This is a genomic window from Sorangium sp. So ce836, from assembly GCF_028553905.1.
GTDB lineage: Bacteria > Myxococcota_A > Polyangia > Polyangiales > Polyangiaceae > Sorangium > Sorangium cellulosum_D.
In genome coordinates this window covers 14,279,230-14,302,750 of the sequence record NZ_CP102233.1, presented here as the reverse complement: position 1 = coordinate 14,302,750, position 23,521 = coordinate 14,279,230, and the positions used below count along the sequence as shown (strand labels likewise).

The following is a 23,521-nucleotide window of genomic DNA, read 5'->3' as shown; positions in this document are numbered from 1 at the left end:
GCGTCACGCGGATCCGTCGCTCGCGACGGCCGGTCGGACGCGCACCACGATCGATTTCGACGCGGGGGTGTGGCTCTTGTCGGCTTTGCTGCCGAGCGGCACGAGCACGTTGGCCTCGGGGAAATAGGCCGCCACGTTGCCGCGGGGGATCGTGTAGAGCACGACGCGGAACGCGCGCGCCGCGCGCTCGCCGTCGGAGAAGCGGCTCGTGATGTCGACGAGGTCCCCCTGCGCGAGCCCGCGCTCGGCCGCGTCCTCGGCGTTCATGAACACGACGCGGCGCCCGCCGCGGACGCCGCGGTAGCGGTCGTCGAGCCCGTAGATGGTCGTGTTGTACTGGTCGTGGCTGCGGATCGTCATCATCAGCAGCTCGCCCGGCTCGAGCTCGTGCCGCGGGAGCGGGTGGACCAGGAAGTTCGCCTTGCCGGTGGCGGTGCGGAACTCGCGCCGCGCCGCGGCGTTCGGCAGGGCGAAGCCGCGCGGGTCCTTGACCCTCGCGTTGAAATCGTCGAACCCGTCGATGGTGCGCTCGATGAGGTCGCGGATCCGATCGTAATCGGCCGTGAGCGCCTCCCACGGCACGCGCGAGCGCGCGCCCAGCGTCGCGCGGGCGAGCCCCGCCACGATCGCCACCTCGCTCCGCAGCAGCTCCGACGCCGGCGGGAGGTTGCCGCGCGAGCTTGACACCACGCCCATCGAGTTCTCGACGGTCACGAACTGCGGCCCCCTCGCCTGCACGTCCCGCTCGGTGCGCCCGAGGCAGGGCAGGATGAGCGCGCGCCGGCCCGTCACGAGGTGCGCCCGGTTCAGCTTGGTCGACACGTGCGCCGTGAGGTCGCACCGGGCGAGGGCGCGGGCGGTGAAGGCCGTGTCCGGCGTCGCCGAGAGGAAGTTGCCGCCCAGCGCGAAGAAGACGCGCGCGCGCCCCTCGGCCATCGCGGCGATCGCGGCGACGGTGTCGAGGCCGTGGCGGCGCGGCGGCGAGAAGCCGAAGTTCTCCTCGAGCCGGTCGAGCAGCTCGGCCGGCGGCCGCTCCCAGATCCCCATCGTCCGGTCGCCCTGCACGTTGCTGTGCCCGCGCACCGGGCACGGGCCCGCGCCGGGCCGCCCGACGTTGCCGCGCAGGAGCAGGAAGTTCATGACCTGCTGCACGTTGGCCACGCCGTTCTGGTGCTGCGTGATGCCCATGGCCCAGCACGCGATCGTGCGCTCGGACCGCATCGCGACCTCGGCCGCCGCCCGGATCCGGTCGCGCGGGATCCCGCTCTGCTCCACGATGTCGTCCCACGGCGCGGCGCGCACGGCGGCCGCGAACGCCTCGAAGCCGTGGGTGTGGCGCTCGATGAACGCGCGATCGAGCACGGCCCCAGGCCGCCGCTCCTCCTCCTCGAGCATCTCCTTGATGATGCCGGTGAAGAGCGCGACGTCGCCGTTGATGCGCACCTGGAGGAAGAGCGTCGAGAGCGGCACCCCCGCGCCGACGAGATCGAGCGGGTGCTGCGGGTGCTGGAAGCGCTCGTTGCCCACCTCGGGGAGCGGGTTCACGGTCACGATCTCGCACCCGCGGAGCCGCGCCTCGCGCAGCGTCGAGAGCATGCGCGGGTGGTTCGTCCCCGGGTTCTGCCCGACGACGAAGATCGCGTCGGCCCGCTCGAAATCGTGGAGGGAGACGGTCCCCTTGCCCACCCCGATGGCCTCGCGCAGGCCCACGCCGCTCGACTCGTGGCACATGTTCGAGCAGTCGGGCAGGTTGTTCGTCCCGTACTCGCGCACGAACAGCTGGTAGAGGAACGCCGCCTCGTTGCTCGTGCGCCCCGAGGTGTAGAAGACCGCCTCGTCCGGGGAGCCGAGGGCGCGCAGCGACGAGGCGACGAGCTCGATCGCCTCGTCCCACGACACCGGGCGGTAGTGCGACGCGCCCTCGTCGAGCAGCATCGGGTGGACGAGCCGCCCCTGCTTGCCGAGCCAGTGGTCCGACTGCCGCGAGAGCTCCTCGACGCTGTGCTTGCGGAAGAACTCCGGCGTGACCCGCCGGAGCGTCGCCTCCTCCGCGACCGCCTTCGCGCCGTTCTCGCAGAACTCGGCGGCCGAGCGGCTCTCCTCGGGCTCCGGCCACGCGCAGCCGGGGCAATCGAAGCCCTCGCCCTGGTTCACGTGCAGGAGCGTGCGCACGGCGCGCGCGACCCCCATCTCGGAGACCGCGTGCCGCAGCGTCGCCCCGACCGCCGCGAGCCCGCCGGCCGCCGCGCTGCGCTCGCCGAGCTGGGGCGCCTCGGCCTCGACCGGCGGCTCGGCCTGCACGTCGCGCGGCGCGTCCCGCGCCGTCACGACGCCGCCTCCGCCGCGACATCCACGCGTTCCCGGCCCGTGTAGACGTTGAACCGGCCGTCCCGCGCGAAGCCGACGAGCGTCATCCCGTGCGCCGCCGCGAGCTCGGCGGCCAGGCTCGACGGCGCGCCCACCGCGACCATCACCGGGATGGAGGCCCGGAGCGCCTTCTGCACGAGCTCGAACCCGGCGCGCCCGCTGACCATGAGCACCGCGCCCGGGTCGGGCAGCCGCCCGGCGAGCAGCGCGGCGCCGATCAGCTTGTCGACCGCGTTGTGGCGCCCGACGTCCTCGCGCAGGTCGGCGAGCGCGCCGCCCGCGTCGAAGAGGGCCGCCGCGTGCAGCCCCCCGGTCCGCCCGAACACCGGCTGCGCGCCGCGGAGCCGCGCGGCGAGCCCGTGCACGACGCGCGGCGCGATCCGCGGGACGCCCCGCGCGAGCGGCGCGGGCGGCGCGCACGACGCGACGTCGATCGACGCCTTGCCGCAGACGCCGCAGCTCGCGTTCGCGACCGCCAGCGCGCGCTCGCTGCGCCCGAGATCGACGGTCACGTCCTCGGCGAGCGCGACGCGCACGAGATCGCCCGAGGGGCCGGAGAGCTCGTCGACGCCGACCACGTCGGCCGCGCGGGAGATGATCCCCTCGGCGAACAGGAGCCCGATCGCGAGCTCGCGGTCGTTGCCGGGCGTGCGCATCGTGATCCCGAGCCGGCGCGGGGCGCGCTCCTGCAAGGCCGAGGGGCGCGCGTCGGGGGCGCGCGCGGCGCGCGCGACGACGACGATCTCGAGCGGCGCCTCGACGGCGAGCTGGTCCTCGACGTCCGAGGCGCTCTCGTCCGTGATCCTGTGGATCGAAACGGGGGTCGTGGTGGACGGCATGCGGGGTCGTTCCGCGCTCCATTCTACCGCGCAGCGCCCGTTCGAGCAGACCCCTGCGAAGCCGCGCTCGCTCGGTGCCGGCCCTTGGGGCGACGTTCCGGCTGAAATGCAACGGCGGGCGACTCCTCTGATCCCAGCTGGAGGGGTCGGGACGTCCCCATGCGGACGATGGGGCTCATCGTCTCGCTATCCTCAAGGCGCGGCGGGCCGCCATCAGGACGGCGGCGAGACGAGCTTGCGAAGTTGCTCGAGCAAGGGATCAATCTGGCTGTCATCCAGTCCAGAGAGAAGCTTCTGGACTTCCCTCCGCCGCGGGTCGGGGCTCGTTGGCTGCGGCGTTGGCCACCCTCGCCCATCATCACGCTTCCACAGCGCCTTCGCGCCAGCGAGGTTGAATTTGGGCAGATAGACGAGTCGCCGCTTGGAGTACACGTCGCGCGGCAGCTTGCTGGTTGTGCCAGCGACATCGAACTCTTTCGAGTTTGTGGAAAGCACGGCTGCCTCTGGCACGCGATTGAGATCACGATCGGCCAGGATGGCGCTGATGATGTGGAGATCGACGACGTCGGTTCCCCGCATTCCCACGCTGGGGAGGAGCGCATCCAGCGCCGCTTGCTCCTCTTGTGGATGGTGAATCATGAAGGACTTACACCTGGCGGTCAGATTCTCCAGCTCCCGCTGTGGATCGGGAAGGTGGTAGGATGACTCCGCCTTGACGATGTCTCTGGCGACGGCGAGGAGTGCAGGATCGTTCAGGTTCCGTGCGGCGGCGGATAGACCTTCGGACACGGCCTTCACCGCCCTGGCATGATCCTCCGTCTCCCTCTGAACCACATGTCGCGCCTCGAGAAATGCGGCGACTGGGATGCGCAGCTTGCACTCGCCCCGCTCTGCCGCATCAAGAAGCGAGCGAGCTTCGCCCCTCCACTGATGGTGCGGCAGAATGAACGAAACTAGCCAATTTGTCTCCAGGTACACGAAGAACATGCTCATGAATCTTCGTCACGCTGCGTCAGACAAGTCCTCGTACTCCTCGAGGTCGGCCTCGGCGAGCCCGATCATGGCAGGGAGCATCATCGCAAGCGCCTCGTCCGGCACAGAGCTCCACCATGAGCGCCCCACCGCCTCGAGCCACCGCCTGACCTGAACGTAGAGCCCTTCGCCATGCTCGACGTCATTATCGATTCGACTGAACAGCTTGCCAGTCGGTAGCACCTTGACGTCGTATGACTCGCTGGAAAATTCAACGGATGTAAACGAGTCGCAAATGAAATGCGCAACTCTAGGCGTGATGAGCAGGCCCGCGTGAATGTGACGCTCGTAGAGCCGGTGCTTGAACCGTTCGATGTCGGCAGGAGCCGCCCCGTCGAGCAGGTCGGGTCGCACCTCGATCAATGCCTCGTGCTTGCCCGAGCGCGGGTCGGATGCGATGAAGGTGCGCGCCATTCCAGGCAGTTAGCACGATGGCGCTGTCCCATCAAGAACACCACGGCTGGAAGAGCCGCGGCTGGGAGAGCGCGCGCGCTCGTCGAGGCTCGCCGCGGCGCCGCCAGCGTTATCGCTCTCCTCCGCCGGCCCACGCGGCGACGAGCCGCTCGAGCTCCCGGTCCGGCGCGTCGAGCGGCGCCTTGCCGCGCCACGCCGGCGGGAACAGCGGCATCACCGCGCTCCGGAGCACCGGCGCGAAGCCGGCGATCTCGGCCGGACCGCGCGGGATCCGGATCAGGGGCACGCGCTCGCCCGGGAAGGCCGCGAGGCGCGCGAGCGCGTTCTCGCGGATCGGCGCGAGCTCGCCCTGGCTCACCTCGGCGGCGTGGACGGCCTGGTAGTGGCGCAGGAACGACGCGGCCCGGGCGCGCGGGATGTCGTCGCGCCCCTCCTCGCCGACCTGGCGCACCACCGCGAGCAGCGGCAGCGGCACCGGCGCCACGCCGAGCGCCGCGACGTCGCGGAAGTCGGGCTGCGCGTACGGGAGCACCGCCGGCGGGACGATCGCGAACCCCGCGCGGCCATAGGCGATGAGCCGCACCACCGAGTCGCGGTCGTCCGGGTCGACGGCCTCCATCTCGGCGGCGAGCATCACCTCCGCGCCGCCGCCGCCGAGCCCCGCGCCCTCGAGCGCGCGGCGCGCGAGCGCGACCGGCGCCGCGCGCAGCAGGGCGGCGAGGCCGGTGCGGCGGTACGCCGGCAGGACGAGGGCGTGCGAGAGCAGCATCACGCAGCGCCGCGCGGCGCGATCGAGCGTGACGTAGCCGTCGCGCACGCCGGCGAGGCGCCCGTCGTCCACGCTGCGCGCGAGCAGCATGTGGTACCTCGCCTCGATCGGCGCCGCCGGGTCCGTGTGCCGCCCGGCGAACCACGCCGCGAGCACCTCGCGCCGCTCGAGCTCGCCCTTCGGCCCGAAGACCTCGTCGAGCGCCCGGTAGCCCTCGTCGAACGCCGCCTCGTCCCGCGCCTCGTCCACCGAGAACCGCGCGAGCGCCCACGCGACCTTCTCCGGCCCCTCCCCCGGGCGCACGTCGCGCGGGTCGACGATCATCCGGCCATCTCGCGCAGCACGGCGTCGAACACCGAGGCCGCCTCGTCGACGTCCGCGGTCGTCGTGATGAGGTGCGGCCGGAGCCGCACCGAGCGCGTCCCCGTGTAGCTCGCGAACACCCCGCGGCGGAGCGCGCGCGCGAGGAAGTCGTCGCGCGCCGCGGTCGTCGGCAGGTCGAACGCGAGCAGGAAGCCGCGGCCGCGCGGCTCTGTCGCGAGCGCGGGGTAGCGCTCGCAGAGCTCCTCGATCCGCGCGAGGAAGTGGCGGCCCGTCGCGCGCACGTTGGCGAGCAGCTGCTCGGACTCGATCGCGCGGAGCGTCGCCAGCGCGACCGCGGCCCGCGCGCGGTCGCCGTTGCGCGTCTGGTACATGCGCCCGAACTGCGCGACGTCGTACGCCGACGTCGCGAAGAACCCGCCCATCTGCATCTTCTTGCCGAAGCACATCAGATCGGGCGGGCGCGGCAGGTCGAGCTGCTCGTGCGCCCACAGCGTGCCGCTGATCCCGAGGCCCGTCTGCACCTCGTCCAGGATGAACGCCGCGCCCGCCTTGCCGGCGAGCTCCTGCGCGCGGCGGAAGAAGAGCGGGCTCGCGTGCCGGTCGCCGCCCTCGGACTGCACGGGCTCGACGATCACGGCGGCCACCCTGCCCTGGTGCGCGTCGAGGATCCGCTCCAGGGCGGCGAGCGCCTCGACCTCGGCGCGGTCGTTCTGATCGGCGAAGCGCGCGAGCGGGAAGCGGCTCGCGGGGAACGGCGCCGTGGGCCACGGGAACGCGGGCAGGTCGGCCTTGTGGATGACCTTGGAGTGCGTCGCCGACATCGGCCCGAGGCCGCGGCCGTGGAACGCGCCGGAGAACGACACGACCACCGCGTCGGTCCCCGCGTTGTCGAGGATGCGCTGCTGCTGCTCCTCCGGCAGCTCCAGCGGGTTCTTCGGCAGGCCGGCGGCCTCCCGGCGGCGCTCGCCGTGCCGGATGAACGCCGCCTTGAGCGCCGACTCGACGCCCTCGCCCCCCGCGTCCACGCAGAAGACGCGCGCCATGCCGCGCGGGGCGTACCGCTGCTCGAGCGCCTCCACGAACTCGAACCAGGCCGGCGTCGTCACGAACGGCGTCGACGTCGGGTTCGCGACGGCGCGGATGAACGCCTCGCCGTGGGCCGCCTCGACAAGCGCGGGGTGGTTGTAGCCGAGCGCGCCGAGCGCGAAGTTCGCGAACAGGTCGAGGAACACGTTGCCGTCCACGTCGACCAGCGAGCACCCCCGGCTCGCGGAGTCGTCCATCACGACGGCGCGGTAGCGCGACTGCATGTCGAAGCCGCCGCGGGCCATGAAGGCGCGCGCCTTCGGCCCCGGCAGCTCGGTGACGACTCTTCGCGGAGGGACGGACGGCAGCGTGGGGCGGTCGGAGAAGTCCATGGGCAGGGCCAGTATCCCGCACGGCAGGGCCCGTGTCATCGCCGCTTGCCGCGCCCGGGTGCGCGGGTTTACGACGAGGGCATGGCCGAGACGCGCGAGACGGTGAAGAAGCTCTGGATCGACAACGCCGACAGGGAGGCCCTCTCCGGCGAGACGTTCGAGACCGCGAACCCCGCGACCGGCGGGGCGCTCGCGCAGCTCGCCCGCGGCCGGCGGGAGGACGTCGACGCCGCCGTCGCGTCCGCGCGCGCGGCGTTTCCGCGCTGGGCGGCGATGGATCCGAACGAGCGCGCGCGCATCCTGTGGAAGGCCGGGGAGCTGATCCTCGCGCGGTGCGAGGAGCTCGCGCGCCTCGAGGCCGTGGACACGGGCAAGCCGATCACGGCGGCGCGGACGATCGACGTGCCGCGGACGGCGGACACGTTCTTCTATTTCTCCGGGTGGGCGACGAAGCTCGGCGGCGAGACGATCCCGGTGCGCGGCCCGTTCCTGAACTACACGGTGCGCGAGCCGCTCGGCGTCATCGGCGCGATCATCCCGTGGAATTTCCCGCTGCTGCTCGCGGCGCGGAAGGTGGCGCCGGCGCTTGCGGTGGGCAACACGGTGGTCGTCAAGCCGCCGGAGGAGGCGAGCCTGACGACGCTGGAGCTCGCGCGCATCCTCGCGGAGGCGGGGGTGCCGCCGGGCGTCGTCAACGTGGTCACGGGGCACGGCGAGGAGGCGGGCGCGGCGCTCGTGGAGCACCCTGGTGTCGCGAAGATCTCGTTCACGGGCGGCACGGAGACGGGCCGGACGATCATGCGCGCGGCGGCGGGCACGCTGAAGAAGCTGTCGCTGGAGCTCGGCGGCAAGAGCCCGAACATCGTCTTCGCGGACGCGGACGTCGAGAGCGCGGCGAAGGCGGCGGTGACGGCCATCTTCTACAACCAGGGCGAGCTCTGCACGGCGGGGAGCCGGCTCCTCGTGGAGCGGGCGGTGCACGATCGCGTGCTGGAGACGGTCACGAGCGGCGCGCGCCGGCTCGTGGCGGGCGATCCGCTCGATCCGTCGACGCAGATGGGCCCCCTCGTCTCCGAGGCGCACTTCACGAAGGTGCTCGGCTACATCGATCGGGGCGCGGCCGAGGGGGCGCGCCGCGAGATCGGCGGTCGCCGCGAGGGGCCGGGGTTCTTCGTGGAGCCGACGGTGTTCTCGGCGGTGTCGCCGTCGATGAGCATCGCCCGCGAGGAGATCTTCGGCCCGGTGCTGGCGGTCATCCCCTTCGACGACGTGGAGGAGGCGGCGCGCGTCGCGAACGCGACCGAGTACGGCCTGGCGGCGGGCATCTGGACGCGCGACGTGGGCAAGGCGCACGCGCTGGCGGCGCGGCTCGCGGCGGGGACGATCTGGATCAACACGTACAACCGGTTCGACGCGGCGAGCCCGTACGGCGGCTACAAGCAGTCCGGCTTCGGGCGGGAGAACGGGCGGGCGGTGCTGGACGAGCTCACGCAGCTCAAGTCGGTCTGGGTGGCCCTGGGCTGAGCCGAGGGGGCGGCGTCGCCAGAGCTCTCCTGAGAGAAGCCACCTAGAGAGGAGAGACCGCAAGGGCGCAAGAGGCGCAACCGGACAGAGATGGAGTTGTATTCTTCTCTTCCCCTGCGTCCCTTGCGCCCTGGCGGTCCTCTTCTCATGAATCGATGTTCGCCGAATTTCAACGTGATCGTCGTTTAGTACCGCGGGGCGGAGATCCCGCCAGGGTCTGCCTCGCGAGCGAAGAGAATTTCAACGTAAAGACGCATAACATTTGTTCTTTTTGCCCCTTTGCGTTGGACTCTCTCCGGATCCCTGGCCGGATTCTTGGTGGGTGGACGTCGATGTGGAGAGGAATTCTCCTCTCACGTCTCGTTGTCCAGGTGATTCGACATCGAGTCCGCTCCGGGCCGATACCGCAGAAACGGCGACGCGCGCAGCCGGTCGATGGACCCGCTGCGCGCGTCTCTTCAATCGCCACCCGGGGCGCGCGATCGACGCCGCGCGCTCACCTTCGCGACGCCGTGGGCCGCGGGGACTACTTCGTCCCGGCCGAGGCCCCCTTCATGCCGGCGCCGGCGCCGGCGGCCGGGGTCGCCGCCGGCGGCTGCACGCCGCCCTGGCCGCCCGGGCTCCCCGCCGTCACGCCGGTCTGGCCGGCCTGGTGCCCCGACTGCGCGCCGGCGGCGTGCTGGCCGCCGCTCGCGGCCCCCTGGGCGCCAGCGCCCGTCGCCCCGGTCGCCGCGCCGGTCGCCGCGCCGGTGGCCCCCGCAGGGCCGAGCTTCTGCGCGAGCGCCTCCGCGTCCTTCAGGTGCTTCTCGATCGTCGGCCGGAGATCCTTCTCGAGCAGCGCCTTCAGGTCGGCGTTCTTCGCGTCCTGCAGGATGCGCCGGTCGATGAGGTCGAGCGTCGTCTGGTGGTCCTTGACCATGATCTGCACGAACTGCTGATCGAAATCGGCGCCCTGGAGCGCCTTCAGCTGCTCGACAGCCTGCTGCGTGTCGGTGGCGAGCTGCTTGCTCTTGTCCGACTCGGCCGCCGCGATGCCGAGCTTCTTGACCAGCTTGGCCTGCTTCGCCTTCGCGTCGTTGTGGTGCTGGACGATGACCCTGGCGTACGCCTTCACGTCCTTGTTCTTGGCCTTGGTCTGCGCGAGCTGCGCCTCGTCGATCTCCTTCTCGTTCGCGGCGTCGAGCACGGCGACGATCTGCTCGTCGGTGAGCGGCGCCTCGGCAGGCGCGCTCGGCGTCGTGCTCGTGGTGGCGTCCGGCTGCGTCGTCCCCGCCTGCGCGTCAGCGCTCGGCGGAGGGGCCGGCGCCGTCTCCGGCGGCGTGGTCGGAGCCGGGGTCGGGGCCGGCGGCGGCGGTGCGTTCACCGTGCTCGGGTCGCTCGCCGCGGGCTGGTTGGAGCAACCGGCTCCGAGAGCAAGACCGAACGCCAAGACGAGAACGTTGCGCGATACGACCATAGATAAGGACCTCCTCAGGTGTGTTCAGGTGCCGGGCCGTGTGCAAGATCGGTGCACAGGACGACACCACGTTTTCCCCGGAAATCCTCACGACAGTTGCCGCCCAACCTGTGGCAACTTGCTACGGCCGTGGCGAATCTGCTTTGGAAGCCGCTTCGAGAGCCGCGCCGTTCATCCCACAGGATGCCGAATTCGCCGAATGGGTGATCCCGGCACGCACAACCGTGCTCTAACCGCGTTCCGCGGCCCCGGAGCTCTGCTTGGCGCTCGCCAGCGCGGGGCTCGGCGAGGGCGTGAGTTGCGGCGGGTTCATCTTCCGGATGCAGTAGCTGAGGGCGGCCCGCAGGTTCCGCTGCGTGACGATCTGCGAGAGATCGAGCCCGAGCGCGACCATCGTCTGGGCCACGTTCGGCTTGATGCCGGCCACGATCCCCTCCGCGCCGAGGAGCCGGATCGCCGTCACGAGCTCGATCAGGTGGCTCGCCACCCGCGTGTCCACCATCTCGACGCCGGTGAGGTCCAGGATGGCGAAGCGCGCCTGCTGCTCGACGATGCGCTGGAGCACGCTGTCCATCACGTCGGCGGTCCGCACGCTGTCCACGATGCCGACCATCGGCAGGGTGAGCACCCCGCTCCACACCTCGATGATCGGCGTCGAGAGGTTGCGGATCACCTCCTGCTGCTTCTCGATCTGCCGCAGCCGCGAGCGGAGCTCCTCCTCGGCGGATTTCGCCGGCGAGATGTCGAGCGCCACCCCGACCGCCCCCTCGATCTCGCCGTCGCCGCCGCGGAGCGGGACGACCCAGCTGTCCCAGTGAGCGCCCTGCACCTCATCGCAGGTGTGGATCGGCTCCCCGGCGAGCGCTCGCTTCACCTCGCCGGCGAGCTCGCTGCCCTCCTGCGCCTCGAAGAGGCTCACGCCGTCGCACTGGTGCGGCGCGAGGCAGAGCTTCTCGAGCGCCCTGCCGTCCTGGTAGCCGAACCTGCCCTCGCGATCGACCGCCCAGAGCGCGATGGGGAGGTGAGCGACCACCTGATCCAGGATGCGCTCCTTGAGCGACCGGCTCGCCTCCGGCGCGGGCGCGCCCTGGAGCGAGCCGAAGATCGCGTCGCCGTCGGGCGACAGGGTCGCGCTGCACGTCAGGGCGTGCTCGGCGCCGCGCGCGTCGCGGAAGCGCAGGGCGAGCCGGAGCGGCTCCGCGCGCTGCTGCAGCCGTGACCAGGCCGCCGCGAGCGGCTCCCGATCGACCTCGGCGACGAGCGAGGCGAGCGTCGCCCCGGGCGCCGCCGCCGGCCCCAGGGCGCGCCGCAGCGCTCCGCTGACCTGCTGCAGGCTGCCGTCCGATCCCGCGACGAACAGCATGTCCGGGCAGGAAGCGAAGAATGCTCGAAGTGAATCCTTGGGTGATCCCTGGTCCGCCACGTTCCCTCCCAGCGCACGCGAGCGTCGAGGTCGGGTTGTAGCAGAGCCCCGTCTCGCTTGAGAAGCGCGTTCGCTCGGGCGACGCGAGCGCCTGCTCGCCAGTCCGCGCTCCGTCTGTCATCGCGGATGCGACATCGTCGCTCGGGCTACAGCGCTGTCAGGCGACTCAGGATGTGTCTCCGCGGCCGCGCGTCATCGGAGCTTCCGTGCTTCCGTTGCGGCGGCGCGCGCTTGCCGTCACTCAGGTCGAGGCGCCTCGCGGCGAGCTCGACGGGGCGGCAGGAGCGTTGTCGCGCAGGAGCCCCGGGAGCGCCGCGCGGCAGGGGGCGACGACCTCGGCGAGCACCTCGCGGCGCAGGGCCCCGAGCGCGGGCGCGGGGAGCAGGCCGAGCGCCTCGTGCGCGGGGAGCCCCGGCGCCGGGTCGACCGCGAACCGCGCGGCGGCGCGGGAGAACGCCCGCTCCGCCGCGGCGCGCGCCGGCTCGCCGAACGTCGCGAGCATCCACGACAGCGCTCGCCACGAGAGCGCCGCGTGCCGCTCCTCGTCGGCGGCGATGCGCGCGAGCGCGGCCGCGAGCGCGGGGTCCGCGGCGATCCGCGCGAGCTCCCGGCCCTCGGCGGCGCCCAGCGTCTCGCCGACGCAGCCCTCCTCGACCAGCGCCTCCACCACCTCCGCGACCCCGGCGCCGACGGGCGCCGTGGCCGCCTCGAGCAGCGGCCCCGGGCCGATCGCCCGGCCCGCGAGGCGCGAGGCGATGTCGTAGGCGAGGCGCGCGTGCTCCAGCTCGTCGAGCGCGGCGCGGTGCGCCTCGCCGACGAGGGCGGCCGGCGCGCCGAGCGCGAGGAGCTGCAGGGAGAAGCGGGCGAAGCTCGCTATCGACGCGTGCTCGAGCGCGGCGACGGCGGCGTAGTGCGCCGCGGCGCGCTCGCGCACCTCGGGCGGGAGGGACGCGACGTCGAGCTCCGCGGGCGCCGCGGGCGCGCGCCAGTCGTCGCGCGCGGCGCGCTGCGCGGCGCGCGGCGCTCCCTCGACGACGAGGGGGCGGCCGATGGCGCAGGAGATCCCGGCGCACTCCCAGCGCGCGCTCTCTCCCTCGATGTCGGGGACGACGCAGGCGACGCCCGGGTTCGTGTCGGACGCGCAGTCGGCGTCGCTGTGGCAGGCGTCGTCCTTGGTCCGGCAGGCGAGCGTGACCTGCTCCCAGCACCCGTTGAAGTACGCCGACAGGCCGCAGGTGCTGCCGGGGCAATCCGCGTCGACCGCGCAGAGGGCCTTCGCGCAGACGGCGTGCTCCTCTCGGAGCGCGCCGGTCCCCTTGCACACGCACACCTCGGACGCGCCGCACTCGGCGTCGGTCTCGCAGGCGTACTCGCAGCCGCAATAGGCGCCGATCTGCCCGAAGGAGCTCACGCACCTGCCGCGGGGGCCCTCCGTGCAGTCGGCGTCGGTCTTGCATTGGAATGATCGCTCGGTGCCGGCGCACGCGCGCTGCGCGATGGTCGCGTCGCAGCGGACCGGCGACGCGCGGTGCACGGTGCCGTCTGCTTCCTGCACCCAGCCCGCGCTGCGCTGCGGCCGGGGCGCGGGCGCCGCCGGGTCGTCCGCGGCGCCGGCGTCGTCCCCCGTGGCCTGCGGCTCTGCGAGCGTGACGATCGCGATGTCGCGGCTCTTCGCGCTGGAGCAGCCGGCGGCGCCGGCGGCGAGGAGGAGGGTCATGCGGAGCGAGCGGTGGCGGTCCATGCCGCGAGGGTAGCAGAGGGGCGCGCGGCCGACGGTCGGGCGCACGGCGCGGCGAGCGCTGCGCGTGGACGCCGAGGACGATCACGGTGGGTCGCGAGCGTCGGCGAGCTCGGCGCATGCGGTGCGACGCTGCCGGCACGACCGGATGCTGTTGCCTGGCGGATCGCTCATCGCACGCGTGGAGCGGCTCACGCCAGCGCGTCGACGTTCATCGGAGTGCCCGCGGGATGGGACGGGTATTCCCCGTCCATTCCGTCGTCTCGGCGTTCGCCAGCCGCGAGCGAGGTTGATCACAACCCACGCCGGAGATACGGAAGCGGCGCGCTTTTAGGGAGAGCATTGCAAATGAGAGCCAGATCATCTCGCGCCGCCAGCGTGTCGCCTTATGTGCCATGGCGGTCTCGCGGCTCTCGCGGTCAGCAGAGGCGCGCGCATCGCTGGCTCCTGGCAGCGCTGCTTGTCGCGGCGTGTGTGCTCGCCATGACGGCGTGCTCGGATTCGCCGCGGTTACCCCCCTCGTTGCTAGAGCTGCCGGACACGCCCTGCCCGGAGCCCGACGAGGCGGCGTCGCCGTTTCCGGCAGAGCTGCCGCACTCGGCGACGGTCGAGGCAGGCGCGATCGCCGGGTCGTTCGGCGTGACGAGCACCGGAGAGGCGACGTACACGATTCCGCTCGTCGTGCCGCCGGGGCGCGCCGGGATGCAGCCAGAGCTCGCGGTGCAGTACGACAGCGCATCGGGTGAGGGCGTGCTCGGCATGGGGTTTTCCGTGACCGGGCTGTCGGCGGTGACGCGGTGTCCGCGGAACCTCGCGCAGGACGGCGAGATCCGGGCGGTGCGGTACGACGAGGGCGACGCGCTCTGCCTCGATGGCAAGCGGCTGGTGGAGGTCGGCGGTGGCGGCGAGGTCGTCGAGTACCGGACGGTCCCGGACACGTTCGCGCGGGTAGTCGCGAGCTACGAGGGCGGGTGGGACCGGGCGAGAGGGCCGAAGCGATTGCGGGTGTTCACGCGTGCAGGGCGCGTCCTCGAGTACGGCGGGGAGCCGAGCGGGCAGGTGCTCGCGAAGGGGGGTGTCATCCGCGCGTGGTGGGCGACACGGGTGAGCGATCGGAGCGGCAACACGATCGACTTCCATTACCAGAACGAGACGAGCGCGAGCGAGGGCTACACGGTCGAGCACGCGCCGCGGCGGATCGAGTACACGGGGCACCCGCGGGCGGCGGCGACGCGAGCGATCGAGTTCGTGTACGCCCCGCGGCGGCCGGGAACCGGGCGCGTGCTGTACTCGCGGGGCATGGCGCTTCGGAGCTCGCAGCAGCTGGATCGGATCCGGATGCTCGGTCCCGGCGGCGCGCTCGTGCGGGAGTACCGCTTCTCGTACACGAGTGGGCCGGCGACCGGACGGCGGCTGCTCAATGCGGTGCGGGAGTGCGCGGCGGACGGCAGGTGCAAGCCGGCGACGCGCTTCCGGTGGCATCACGGCACGGGGCCGGGGTTCGCGGAGGTGGGGACGCGGCTGCGGGTGCCCGAGTCCGAGCGTGGCAGCCTGATGACGATGGATGCGACCGGCGACGGGCGCGACGACCTCGTGACGACGGATCTGGACCTGCCGGTCGATGACGATAACCCCATCACGAATTTCTTCGTCGCGCCGAACCGCATGGCCGAAGGGGGCTCTTCGTCCTTCGGCGCGCTCGCGCTCGCGCATCAGGAGATGCATCACGCGCCGCCGTCACCGGTTCAGCCGGAGCTCGGCACGCCGATCGATTACAACGACGACGGGAGGATGGATATCTTTCTGCACGACGTCCATGGCCGTTATCCCGATTGGCACGTGCTGCTCGCGACGCCGGAGGGGACGTTCCGGCGGAAGAGCACCGGAATCCGGCGCAAGTTCGGGATCGACGCCCCGCCGCCGCTCGATCTGAACAGCCGCAACGCCTCGGCGCACCTCGCCGACGTCGACGGCGATGGCATCGCCGACCTGCTCCAGTGCGAGGACACCGGGAGCGTGTTCACCGATTGGACGCTGCACCTGTGGCGTCCGGCGGCGTCGGGCTTCGAGCCGGAGCCGAGCCGGATCCCGGCGCTGCGCGGGCACCCTTGCAACGCCGAGACGCACCTCGCCGACGTCGACAGCGACGGCAAGGTCGACCTGCTCGTCTACGAGGCGACGATCACGGGCAACGGAACCCTGTTCGGCACCACGTTCGAGGCGCTGTCGTTCGTGCGACCGGGCGAGTGGACGAAGCGGGCGACGGGGCTGCCGGTGCTCAAGGCCGGCAGCGGCGGGCGGGTGATCGTGCTCGACGTGAATGGCGACGGCCTGCCGGACGCAGTGGAGACGGGCTTCGACGATGGCCAGCTGCGCACGTTCATCAACACGGGCGACGGCTTCGCGGCCGGCGTGAGCAGCCTGCCCTCGTTCGTGTTCGACGCCGACGCGTTCGCGAAGCTGGCGGCGCCGATCGATCACAACAGCGACGGGCGGCAGGACCTGCTGATGCCGATACGCGAGCCCGGCGGGCCTGTCCTGTGGAAGATCTTGCAGGCGACGGGCAGCACCGGCGACGGGACGTTCGCGGTGATCGACGCGCGCCTGCCCGTGAGCGAGGTGCTGGTCGACCGCGAGATCACGCTCGCGCACCCGTGGGCGCCGCGCGTCACCGACGTGGACGGCGACGGCAACCAGGACGTGGTGCTGGCCGTGGGCAAGGAGCTGCGGGTGTTCCGCAGCCGGCTGCGCGAGGAGGACCTCCTGTGGACCGTGAGCGACGGCATGAGCGCGTACGACCCGGAGGAGGCGGGGCACGTGCCCAAGGTGCAGATCGAGTACAGCCACCTGTCCGCCGCAGAGCCGGGCGTGCGCGGCGAGCAGAGGACGTACCTGCCCCGGTACGACACCGGCGAGCCGGGCGACGGCGCGTGCGATTACCCGGTGCGGTGCGCGCTCGGGCCGCGGCGCGTGGTGAGCAGGTATGCGGTGAACAACGGCGCGGATCGGTTGCGCACCTTCCAGGTGGCCTACAGAAACGGCAAGTACCACCGGCTGGGCCGCGGCTTTCTCGGCTTCGGCGTGCGCATCGTGCGCGACGCAGCTTCGGGCGCGGGCAGCGCCGAGTTCTTCGACAACGTCACGTTCGATCCGTCGGACCGCAGCTTTCCCCTGGCGGGTCACGTCGTCCGGGAATGGCGGTGGACCCCCGAGCCGCAGCAGAAAGGCGTTTCCAGGGTCGAGCTCTCGTATACCGAGCGGCTGATCCACGCGATCCTGACGAACCGCGGCAAGAGCTACTTCACGCTACCGGTGTATCAAAAGCAGCGGCGGGAGCAGGGCGAGCACCGGCGGGACAGCGGCAAGACGCTGGAAGAGTATGTTCGCGATACGTGGTATGCGCCGACGCAGGTCGTGAGCCGTACGGAGAGGCTCGTGAGCGCGTGGGATGCGTTCGGCAACATCCGGGAGGAGAGCACATCGACCGCGGGCGTCGACCTCACGCTGAAGGTGAAGCGGACGTTCCGGAACGACGAGGACGCGTGGCTCATCGGCTTGCTGGAGACGCAGCAGGAGTGCAGCCGCGCGCTGTCGATCGAGCAGTGCCGCACGAGCTCGCGCGCATACGACCGGCACGGGCGCGTGCGCACCGAGTCGGCGGGCAGCGACGACGACGATCCGGAGACCGTGGTCCGCGTGCGGTACACGCGCGACGCGTTCGGCAACGTGATCCACACGAGGGCGGAGGACGCCTTCGGAGGGCGGCGGAAGGCGTGCGTCTCGTACGACGCCGAGGGGGTCTTCCCGTACGCGCAGCGGAACCCGGAAGGGCACGTGACGTACACGAGGTACGACGCGGGCCACGGGGCGCTCGAGGCCGTGGTGGATCCGAACGGCCTCGCGACGCAATGGGCGCACGACGGCCTCGGGCGCATCACCGAGGAGCGCCGGCCCGACGGCACGACCACGCGCGCGACGCTCTCGCGCACGCGCGACGGCGGGCCGAGGGGCGACGCGTGGCGGGTGCTGCGCAGGACCGCAACCGACGGCGGCGCCGACGAGACGGTGGAGCTCGACGGGTTTGGGCGGCCGATCCGGGGGTGGGCGTACAAGGCGCGCACCGACGACGGGCCGGCGGAGCGCGTGGTGCAGGAAATCGCGTTCGACCAAAGCGGCGAGCGCGTGGCGCGGCGGTCGCTCCCCGCGGCCGAGGGCACGCCGCGCGAGCGGATGCAGGTCGAGACGTACGGGCACGACGCGACGGGCCGGATCGCCTGGCACCGCGCGGCGTGGGGGGCGGAGACGCGCTACCGGTATCTCGGCAGGACGGTGGAGGTGGAAGGGCCGGGCGGGCGCGTGACCACGATCGAGAACGATGCGCTCGGGCGGCCGGTGCGGATCGTCGATCCGGAAGGGGGCGTCACGTCGTATGCATACGGCCCGTTCGGCGGCTTGTGGACGGTCACCGACCCGGGCGATGCGAAGACGACGACCGAGCGCGACGCGTACGGCCGGGTGCGCCGGCACATCGACCCGGACCGCGGGACCGCCGTCGCGCACTACGATGGGTTCGGCCAGCAGACCTCGACGGTGGATGCGCTCGGGCGAGAGGTGAGCTGGAAGCACGACCGCCTGGGCCGGGCCGTGGAGCGCAGCGACGAGGACGGCACGACGACGTGGACCTGGGACGAGGCCGAGCACGGGGTGGGCAAGCTCGCCGAGGTGGCGAGCCCCGAAGGGCACAGGACGACGTACCGGTACGACGCGCTGGGGAGGTTGCGCGAGGAGGAGCTGGCGATCGAGGGCGAGCGGTTCGCCACCACGGTCGATTACGACGGGCACAGCCGGCCGTTCCGGCTCTGGTACCCGCAGGCGGAGGGGGAGCGGCGCTTCGGGGTGCGGCGCATCTTCGATGCGCACGGCCATCTCGTGGGCCTGCGGAATGAGCGCTCCCGAGAGATGTTCTGGCGGCTCGAGGACACCGACGAGGCCGGCCGGATCCGGATTGAGGAGTTCGGCAACGGGGTGACCACGGAGCGGTCGTACCACGAGACCAAAGGCCGGCTGCGCCGGGTGGCCACGATGAAGGACCACGTCGTGCTCCAGGACCTCTGGTACGGGTACGACGACCGGCTCAACCTCTCCTCGCGGCGCGACGACCGGCTGGAGAGGACCGAGCACTTTCGGTACGACAAGCTCGATCGGCTGACGTGCGCCGCGCGGCATGAGCGGTTCTGCCTGTTCGAGACGACGTACGCGCCGAACGGGAACATCCGAGAGAAGCCCGACGTCGGCGAGTACACGTACGACCCGGAGCACCCGCACGCGGTGAGGACGGCCGGGGCCGACGTGTTCGCGTACGACGCCGTGGGCAACCAGGTCCGGAGGCCGGGCGTTGAGGAGATCCGGTACACGGCGTTCGACTTGCCGGCGAGCATCACGCTCGCTGGCGGGACGGGTACGGTCGACCTCGACTACGACGGCGACCAGCGGCGGATCAGAAAGACCACGCCCATGGAGCAGACGGTCTATGCCGGCGACCTGTACGAGCGGGTCACCGACCTCGCGACGGGGGTGGTGGAGCATCGGTACACGGTGCGATCCAGCGAGCGCGCCGTGGCGGTAGTCACGAAGAGGGCCGGCGGGGAGGCGAGGACTCTGTACATCCACGTCGACCACCTCGGCTCGGTCGACCTGCTCACCGAGGGGCGCGGCGAGGACGCGGGCAGGGAGGTGGAGCGGCGCAGCTACGACGCCTTCGGCGCGCGCCGCGATCCGGTGACATGGAGGCGCGCGCCGAAGGCGGAGGCGCCGCCGGCGCTGCTGGCGCGCGGGTTCACCGGGCACGGGAGCGACGACGAGCTCGGGCTCGTCCACATGAAGGGGCGGCTGTACGACCCGAAGATCGGGAGGTTCACGACGCCCGATCCGGTCGTCTCCAGGCCGCTCTTCGGCCAGAGCTGGAACGCCTACAGCTACGTGCTGAACAACCCGCTCGCGTACGTCGACCCGAGCGGCTTTCAGGAGGCGGTTCCGGAGGACCGGGGTGGGTCATCGCGAGCGGCCGGCGCGGAGTTCACATCGGACGAGCTGGGGCTGCCGCCGATCGAAGAGCTGGTGGTCGCCAGATTCCCGGAGCACGAGGCGCGGTCCGATGCCGACGCAAACGCCATGGGCGCCGAGGTCGGCGGCGCCGTGCCGCCGGTCGACGTCGGCGTCTACGGCACCAGCGCGGGCTTCGTGCCCCAGCCGGGGCCGTCGTCGCCGGAGCACGCGAGCGCCGCCAGCGTGGTCGGCGAGGGCTTGCTCGGCGCCGGCGAGGGCACGGGCGAGCTGGCGCTCCGCGTCGCGCGGTCGCTGGTGCTGAGCGCGCTCACGTTCGGCGGCTACGGCACCTACGAGCTCGGCCGGGCCATGTGGGACGGGTACAAGGAGAACGGCGTCGTCGGCGCGCTGAACGCCGTCAACCCGCTCTACCAGATCGGGCGGGGAGCGGCGGACACGGCGCTCGCCATCGATCGGGACGACTACCGCGCTGCCGGCGCGGCGGGGGTGAAGACGGTCATCATCGGCGCGGCCACGGTGTTCGGCGCGGGGAGAGGGCTGGGGGCGCTCGAAGAAGCTACGACCGCGGCGGGGATCGCCCGGGGGGCCCCGTCGCTGCCGGTATACACAGGGGGTAAAACCACAGGAGTATTGAGAACAGCCACAGGCGATATGCCGCTCGTCAGCGGTTACAAGGGGCCTTCCGCATCAATGCCCCGCGGAACGCCAGGCATGAATGGACGAATCAAGTCGCACGTCGAGGCCCACGCGGCAGCTGTTATGCGAGAGCGAGGAATCAAGGATGCAACTTTGCACATCAACCAAGTCCCTTGTTCTAGCGCTACCGGTTGTGGTGCGATGCTTCCGCGAATGCTACCTGAAGGCGCACAACTTCGCGTGCTCGGGCCGGACGGCTATGACCAGGTATTCATCGGGTTACCGGACTGAGAGGAGGCGAAGAACATGCTCGTAGTAGAATGGGACCAGCAGAAGCGGCAGCTGTCGTCAATCTCCGACTTGGAGCACCTTCTCGATGAGCTTCATGCCACCTTTTCACAGACCGATCCCACGCTCGTAACCGTAGAGCTGTCGGAGTCGGGAGACTCAATTGCAATCGGCCTTGGTCGTGAGAGGAGCGTGCTGAACTATATAAAGGGCGACAAAAATCCACCTTATTTTACAAGTAAAGGAGATCTAGATCTTGACGACGGGATCACTTTTCGCTTCGGAGGCAACTGGTCCGAGTTCCCAATGAGAAACAGCATCTCGACACCTATTGCCCGGGAGGCGATAAGGTTCTTCTGTAGCAGAGGCGGGCTCACCAAGGCAATTGAATGGGAACAGGACTGAGGGATATTGGCGCCGGCGGAGCGCGCCACACGAAAAATTGCGCACATTCGCCACCAAAACTGATGCGATAACACTAGAACGCGCAGCACACAATTTTCTCACAGATCAGCAATGCGGCACTTTCAGCTAGTTGACGACGTGAGCATTCCGCAGCGATGGCATATCGGAGAGGTCACTGCCGATGACGGCTGGGAGCCGCCATTCTGGGCGGGGAGCGCTTTCCAGGGGAGCCCAATCGCAACAATTTCTCGACCTGGCATACCTCTGGATTTTTCCCTAACCAGCTTCGCTGTCCCTGTAGCTACACGTCGGGTTGCGCAAGCGATCGGCTCCGTTGCAGACGACGACCTCCAGCGAATTCCCCTGCGAATCCATGGGCACGTCGGATTCGAGGTGCTCAACGCGCTGCGTGTCGTCAAGTGCCTCGACGAGAGCCGGTCAGAGTTCACCAAGTGGACAGAGCGGGATCACCGGGCCGATCTTGCGGGACAGTACCGGGGGGTCACAAAGCTACGGATCGAGCCCGCGAACGTTCCGAACGACGCACATTTCTTTCGCATCGAGGGCTGGCTAGTCGCTCTTATTGTATCGGATTCGGTAAAGCTCGCAATGGAACAGATCGGATGCCGCGGAGCCAAGTTTCAGGAAGTTACATAGCGAAACACATGGTCGATTGCTATATGCCTTCGCCGTATGCTCAACGCCTTCCGGCATCACAGCGGGGTGCGGGTGGGGTTCCAGGTCGGTGACTCCGGGGCCCCCTTGTGCTCAACGCCTTCCGGCATCACGGCGGGGTGCGGTCGCGCGGAACGACGGGCCGACGCAGTACGTGTTCTGGTGCTCAACGCCTTCCGGCATCACGGCGGGGTGCGGGTGGTGCTCTGCGCGGTCACGGGGGAGTTCGACTAGTGCTCAACGCCTTCCGGCATCAAGGCTGGGATCGGCGCGGTGGCCTCGATCTGGGCGCGCTCGGCGTCGTGGTGCTCAACGCTTTCCGGCATCACGGCAGGGATCAGGCGCGCGTGGGCCCGGAGATCTCTTCTCTCTTCTGGGTGCTCAACGCCTTCCGGCATCACCGCGGGGAGCGGTCTTGCAGGGGGACGAGAAGGGCGTCCCGGGCGAGATGCTCAACGCCTTCCGGCATCACCGTGGGGATCGGATGGCGGTCCTGAAGTCGATCGTCACGAAGTCCCCGTGCTCAACGCCTTCCGGCATCACCGCGGGGATCGGACCAGAGTTGATCGCGCATCCACTGGTACTCGCGAGGGTGCTCAACGCCTTCCGGCATCATGGCGGGATCCGCTACGAACTCGTAGCGGACTTGGCCGCCGTTGCCGCTGTGCTCAACGCCTTTCGGCATCACGGCGGGGAGCGGCGGGTCGGTCAGAACGGGATCTCGCGCGAGTCCGGGTGCTCAATGCCTTCCGGCATCACGGCGGGGAGCGGGAGCGGCACGATCGTGGACGAGCTCCGGACGGTGTAGTGCTCAACGCCTTCCGGCATCATAGCGGGGATCGGGCCAGAACCTCGGCCAGCTCCACTCGTGCCCGAAGTGCTCAACGCCTTCCGGCATCACCGCGGGGATCGGGTTGCCGCCGTCGCGAGGGTCGGAGATGCACCGGAGTGCTCAACGCCTTCCGGCATCACCGCGGGGATCGGGGCGTCGATGAGTACGGGCGGATCTCGGAATCAAGGTGCTCAACGCCTTCCGGCATCACCGCGGGGATCGGGGCCTCGATGAGTACGGGCGGATCTCGGAATCAAGGTGCTCAACGCCTTCCGGCATCACGGCCGGGATCGGCAGGTCGGCCGCCCACGGCGCAGCAGGGGCTAGCGTGCTCAACGCCTTCCGGCATCACAGCGGGGAGCGGACACCTACCTCCCGAGGGAGACGTACCTGGCGGCGCTGTGCTCAACGCCTTCCGGCATCACCGCGGGGAGCGGGGCGCCGCGAACTCCCAACGCAAAGGCGATTGCCGGAGCTCAACGCCTTCCGGCATCACGGCGGGGATCGGCTTTCGATAAGGGGCAATGGTTCAACCCTGGTTCAATTGTGCTCAACGCCTTCCGGCATCACGGCGGGGATCGGGTACGCCCACCCGAACGGAACCGGGTGGGCCGGATAGTGCTCAACGCCTTCCGGCATCGCGGCGGGGATCGGCGCGGCGCATGGCGCTGCCCTACCACTTCGGGACGTGCTCAACGCCTTCCGGCATCACGGCGGGGATCGGGCTGGCGACGTTCTCGACGACGACGACGCGGGGGCGGTGCTCAACGCCTTCCGGCATCACGGCGGAGATCGGGCGGCATCGACCCCGGCGCAACGATCGGCTGGTGCGAGTGCTCAACGCCTTCCGGCATCACGGCCGGGATCGGCCGCCGCAGCTCGCCGAGGTCCTCGACGGCTCGGATGTGGTGCTCAACGCCTTCCGGCATCACGGCGGGGAGCGGACGAGTCGCTCGGACCGCTGGAACGCCCTGTCGGGTGCTCAACGCCTTCCGGCATCACGGCGCGGATCGGCCGTCTCGCATCGTTCGTCCCGAGGGTAACCGAGTGATCAACGCCTTCCGGCATCACGGCGCGGATCGGGCTGCAGGCGACGCTGCAAGAGCTCGTCGCCGAGCTGTGCTCAACGCCTTCCGGCATCACGGCGGGGATCGGGCGGCTCCTCCGGAGACGTGACGATCAACATCAAGTGCTCAACACCTTCCGGCATCACGGCGGAGTCGGCTCCTCGGCGGTGGTCGCGCCCCGGCGGTAAACCTCGAGGTGCTCAACGCCTTCCGGCATCACCGCGGGGATCGGGACCACGTTGCGCCGG

14 protein-coding genes and 1 CRISPR repeat array (1 of these 15 cut by a window edge) are annotated in these 23,521 nt (G+C 70.7%); of the genes, 5 read left to right on the top strand and 9 right to left on the bottom strand.

The annotated features are described in order from the left end of the window. Positions 1-3: 3 nt before the first annotated feature. From NQZ70_RS52195 to NQZ70_RS52170, 6 genes are all read right to left on the bottom strand, one after another. The gene (locus NQZ70_RS52195) at positions 4-2,328 is read right to left on the bottom strand and encodes an FdhF/YdeP family oxidoreductase (protein WP_129580898.1); all 2,325 of its coding nucleotides are present in this window, start codon (positions 2,326-2,328) and stop codon (positions 4-6) included. After that, entirely contained in the window at positions 2,325-3,206 is an 882-nt protein-coding gene (gene fdhD, locus NQZ70_RS52190; protein ID WP_129580897.1) for a formate dehydrogenase accessory sulfurtransferase FdhD, read from the bottom strand. Before fdhD ends, NQZ70_RS52195 begins: the two co-directional genes overlap by 4 nt. A 213-nt stretch (positions 3,207-3,419) precedes the next feature. Continuing rightward, complete coding sequence (locus NQZ70_RS52185; protein WP_129580896.1) at positions 3,420-4,199, bottom strand: hypothetical protein; 780 nt, start codon at positions 4,197-4,199, stop codon at positions 3,420-3,422. A 9-nt stretch (positions 4,200-4,208) separates the two neighbouring features. Further along, the gene (locus tag NQZ70_RS52180; protein ID WP_129580895.1) at positions 4,209-4,652 is read right to left on the bottom strand and encodes a hypothetical protein; all 444 of its coding nucleotides are present in this window, start codon (positions 4,650-4,652) and stop codon (positions 4,209-4,211) included. 109 nt (positions 4,653-4,761) lie between these two features. Continuing rightward, entirely contained in the window at positions 4,762-5,745 is a 984-nt protein-coding gene (locus NQZ70_RS52175; RefSeq protein WP_129580894.1) for a hypothetical protein, read from the bottom strand. After that, entirely contained in the window at positions 5,742-7,163 is a 1,422-nt protein-coding gene (locus NQZ70_RS52170; protein WP_129580893.1) for an aminotransferase class III-fold pyridoxal phosphate-dependent enzyme, read from the bottom strand. Before NQZ70_RS52170 ends, NQZ70_RS52175 begins: the two co-directional genes overlap by 4 nt. An 81-nt stretch (positions 7,164-7,244) precedes the next feature. Here NQZ70_RS52170 and NQZ70_RS52165 point away from each other — a divergent pair, with 81 nt between their 5' ends. Continuing rightward, positions 7,245-8,687, top strand: coding sequence for an aldehyde dehydrogenase family protein (locus NQZ70_RS52165; RefSeq protein ID WP_129580892.1), 1,443 nt, complete (start codon positions 7,245-7,247; stop codon positions 8,685-8,687). 526 nt (positions 8,688-9,213) lie between these two features. On the opposite strand, the gene NQZ70_RS52160 is transcribed toward NQZ70_RS52165, so the two are convergent. Beyond that, on the bottom strand, positions 9,214-10,143 hold the full coding sequence (locus NQZ70_RS52160; protein ID WP_129580891.1) for a DUF4142 domain-containing protein: 930 nt from the start codon (positions 10,141-10,143) through the stop codon (positions 9,214-9,216). Between the two features lie 38 nt (positions 10,144-10,181). On the opposite strand from NQZ70_RS52160, the gene NQZ70_RS52155 reads away from it, so the two are divergent. Continuing rightward, positions 10,182-10,376, top strand: coding sequence for a hypothetical protein (locus NQZ70_RS52155; RefSeq protein ID WP_165374602.1), 195 nt, complete (start codon positions 10,182-10,184; stop codon positions 10,374-10,376). Here the strand turns inward: NQZ70_RS52155 and NQZ70_RS52150 are convergent. Both NQZ70_RS52150 and NQZ70_RS52145 read right to left on the bottom strand, forming a co-directional pair. Next, positions 10,373-11,566: a PAS domain-containing protein gene (locus NQZ70_RS52150; protein ID WP_257792757.1), complete on the bottom strand. Its 1,194-nt coding sequence runs from the start codon at positions 11,564-11,566 to the stop codon at positions 10,373-10,375. The genes NQZ70_RS52155 and NQZ70_RS52150 overlap by 4 nt on opposite strands. A 241-nt stretch (positions 11,567-11,807) precedes the next feature. After that, positions 11,808-13,307 (bottom strand): ferritin-like domain-containing protein, encoded by a 1,500-nt coding sequence (locus NQZ70_RS52145; protein ID WP_237244857.1) that lies wholly within the window; start codon positions 13,305-13,307, stop codon positions 11,808-11,810. 519 nt (positions 13,308-13,826) lie between these two features. Between NQZ70_RS52145 and NQZ70_RS52140 the strand changes: the two genes are divergently transcribed. The 3 genes from NQZ70_RS52140 (at position 13,827) to NQZ70_RS53680 (ending at position 21,356) form a co-directional block, all read left to right on the top strand. Then, a complete protein-coding gene (locus NQZ70_RS52140; protein ID WP_207217691.1) occupies positions 13,827-20,297 on the top strand; it encodes an FG-GAP-like repeat-containing protein in 6,471 nt (2,156 codons plus the stop codon). A gap of 15 nt (positions 20,298-20,312) precedes the next feature. Next, positions 20,313-20,699 carry an Imm1 family immunity protein gene (locus NQZ70_RS52135; RefSeq protein WP_129580887.1) on the top strand — a complete coding sequence of 129 codons (387 nt, stop codon included), beginning with the start codon at positions 20,313-20,315 and terminating at the stop codon, positions 20,697-20,699. Positions 20,700-20,810: 111 nt separating this feature from the next. Then, positions 20,811-21,356, top strand: coding sequence for an imm11 family protein (locus NQZ70_RS53680; RefSeq protein ID WP_408022408.1), 546 nt, complete (start codon positions 20,811-20,813; stop codon positions 21,354-21,356). 36 nt (positions 21,357-21,392) lie between these two features. After that, positions 21,393-23,521: a CRISPR direct-repeat array (repeat unit 24 nt; unit sequence GTGCTCAACGCCTTCCGGCATCAC) (it continues 1,765 nt past the right edge of the window).

Excerpts from the sequence above, each read along its gene's own strand:
- NQZ70_RS52175 (WP_129580894.1), bottom strand. The coding sequence starts at position 5,745 with ATGATCGTCGACCCGCGCGACGTGCGCCCGGGGGAGGGGCCGGAGAAG.
- NQZ70_RS52160 (WP_129580891.1), bottom strand. The coding sequence starts at position 10,143 with ATGGTCGTATCGCGCAACGTTCTCGTCTTGGCGTTCGGTCTTGCTCTC.
- NQZ70_RS52185 (WP_129580896.1), bottom strand. The coding sequence starts at position 4,199 with ATGAGCATGTTCTTCGTGTACCTGGAGACAAATTGGCTAGTTTCGTTC.
- fdhD (WP_129580897.1), bottom strand. The coding sequence starts at position 3,206 with ATGCCGTCCACCACGACCCCCGTTTCGATCCACAGGATCACGGACGAG.
- NQZ70_RS53680 (WP_408022408.1), top strand. The coding sequence starts at position 20,811 with ATGCGGCACTTTCAGCTAGTTGACGACGTGAGCATTCCGCAGCGATGG.
- NQZ70_RS52135 (WP_129580887.1), top strand. The coding sequence starts at position 20,313 with ATGCTCGTAGTAGAATGGGACCAGCAGAAGCGGCAGCTGTCGTCAATC.
- NQZ70_RS52145 (WP_237244857.1), bottom strand. The coding sequence starts at position 13,307 with ATGGACCGCCACCGCTCGCTCCGCATGACCCTCCTCCTCGCCGCCGGC.
- NQZ70_RS52170 (WP_129580893.1), bottom strand. The coding sequence starts at position 7,163 with ATGGACTTCTCCGACCGCCCCACGCTGCCGTCCGTCCCTCCGCGAAGA.
- NQZ70_RS52180 (WP_129580895.1), bottom strand. The coding sequence starts at position 4,652 with ATGGCGCGCACCTTCATCGCATCCGACCCGCGCTCGGGCAAGCACGAG.
- NQZ70_RS52165 (WP_129580892.1), top strand. The coding sequence starts at position 7,245 with ATGGCCGAGACGCGCGAGACGGTGAAGAAGCTCTGGATCGACAACGCC.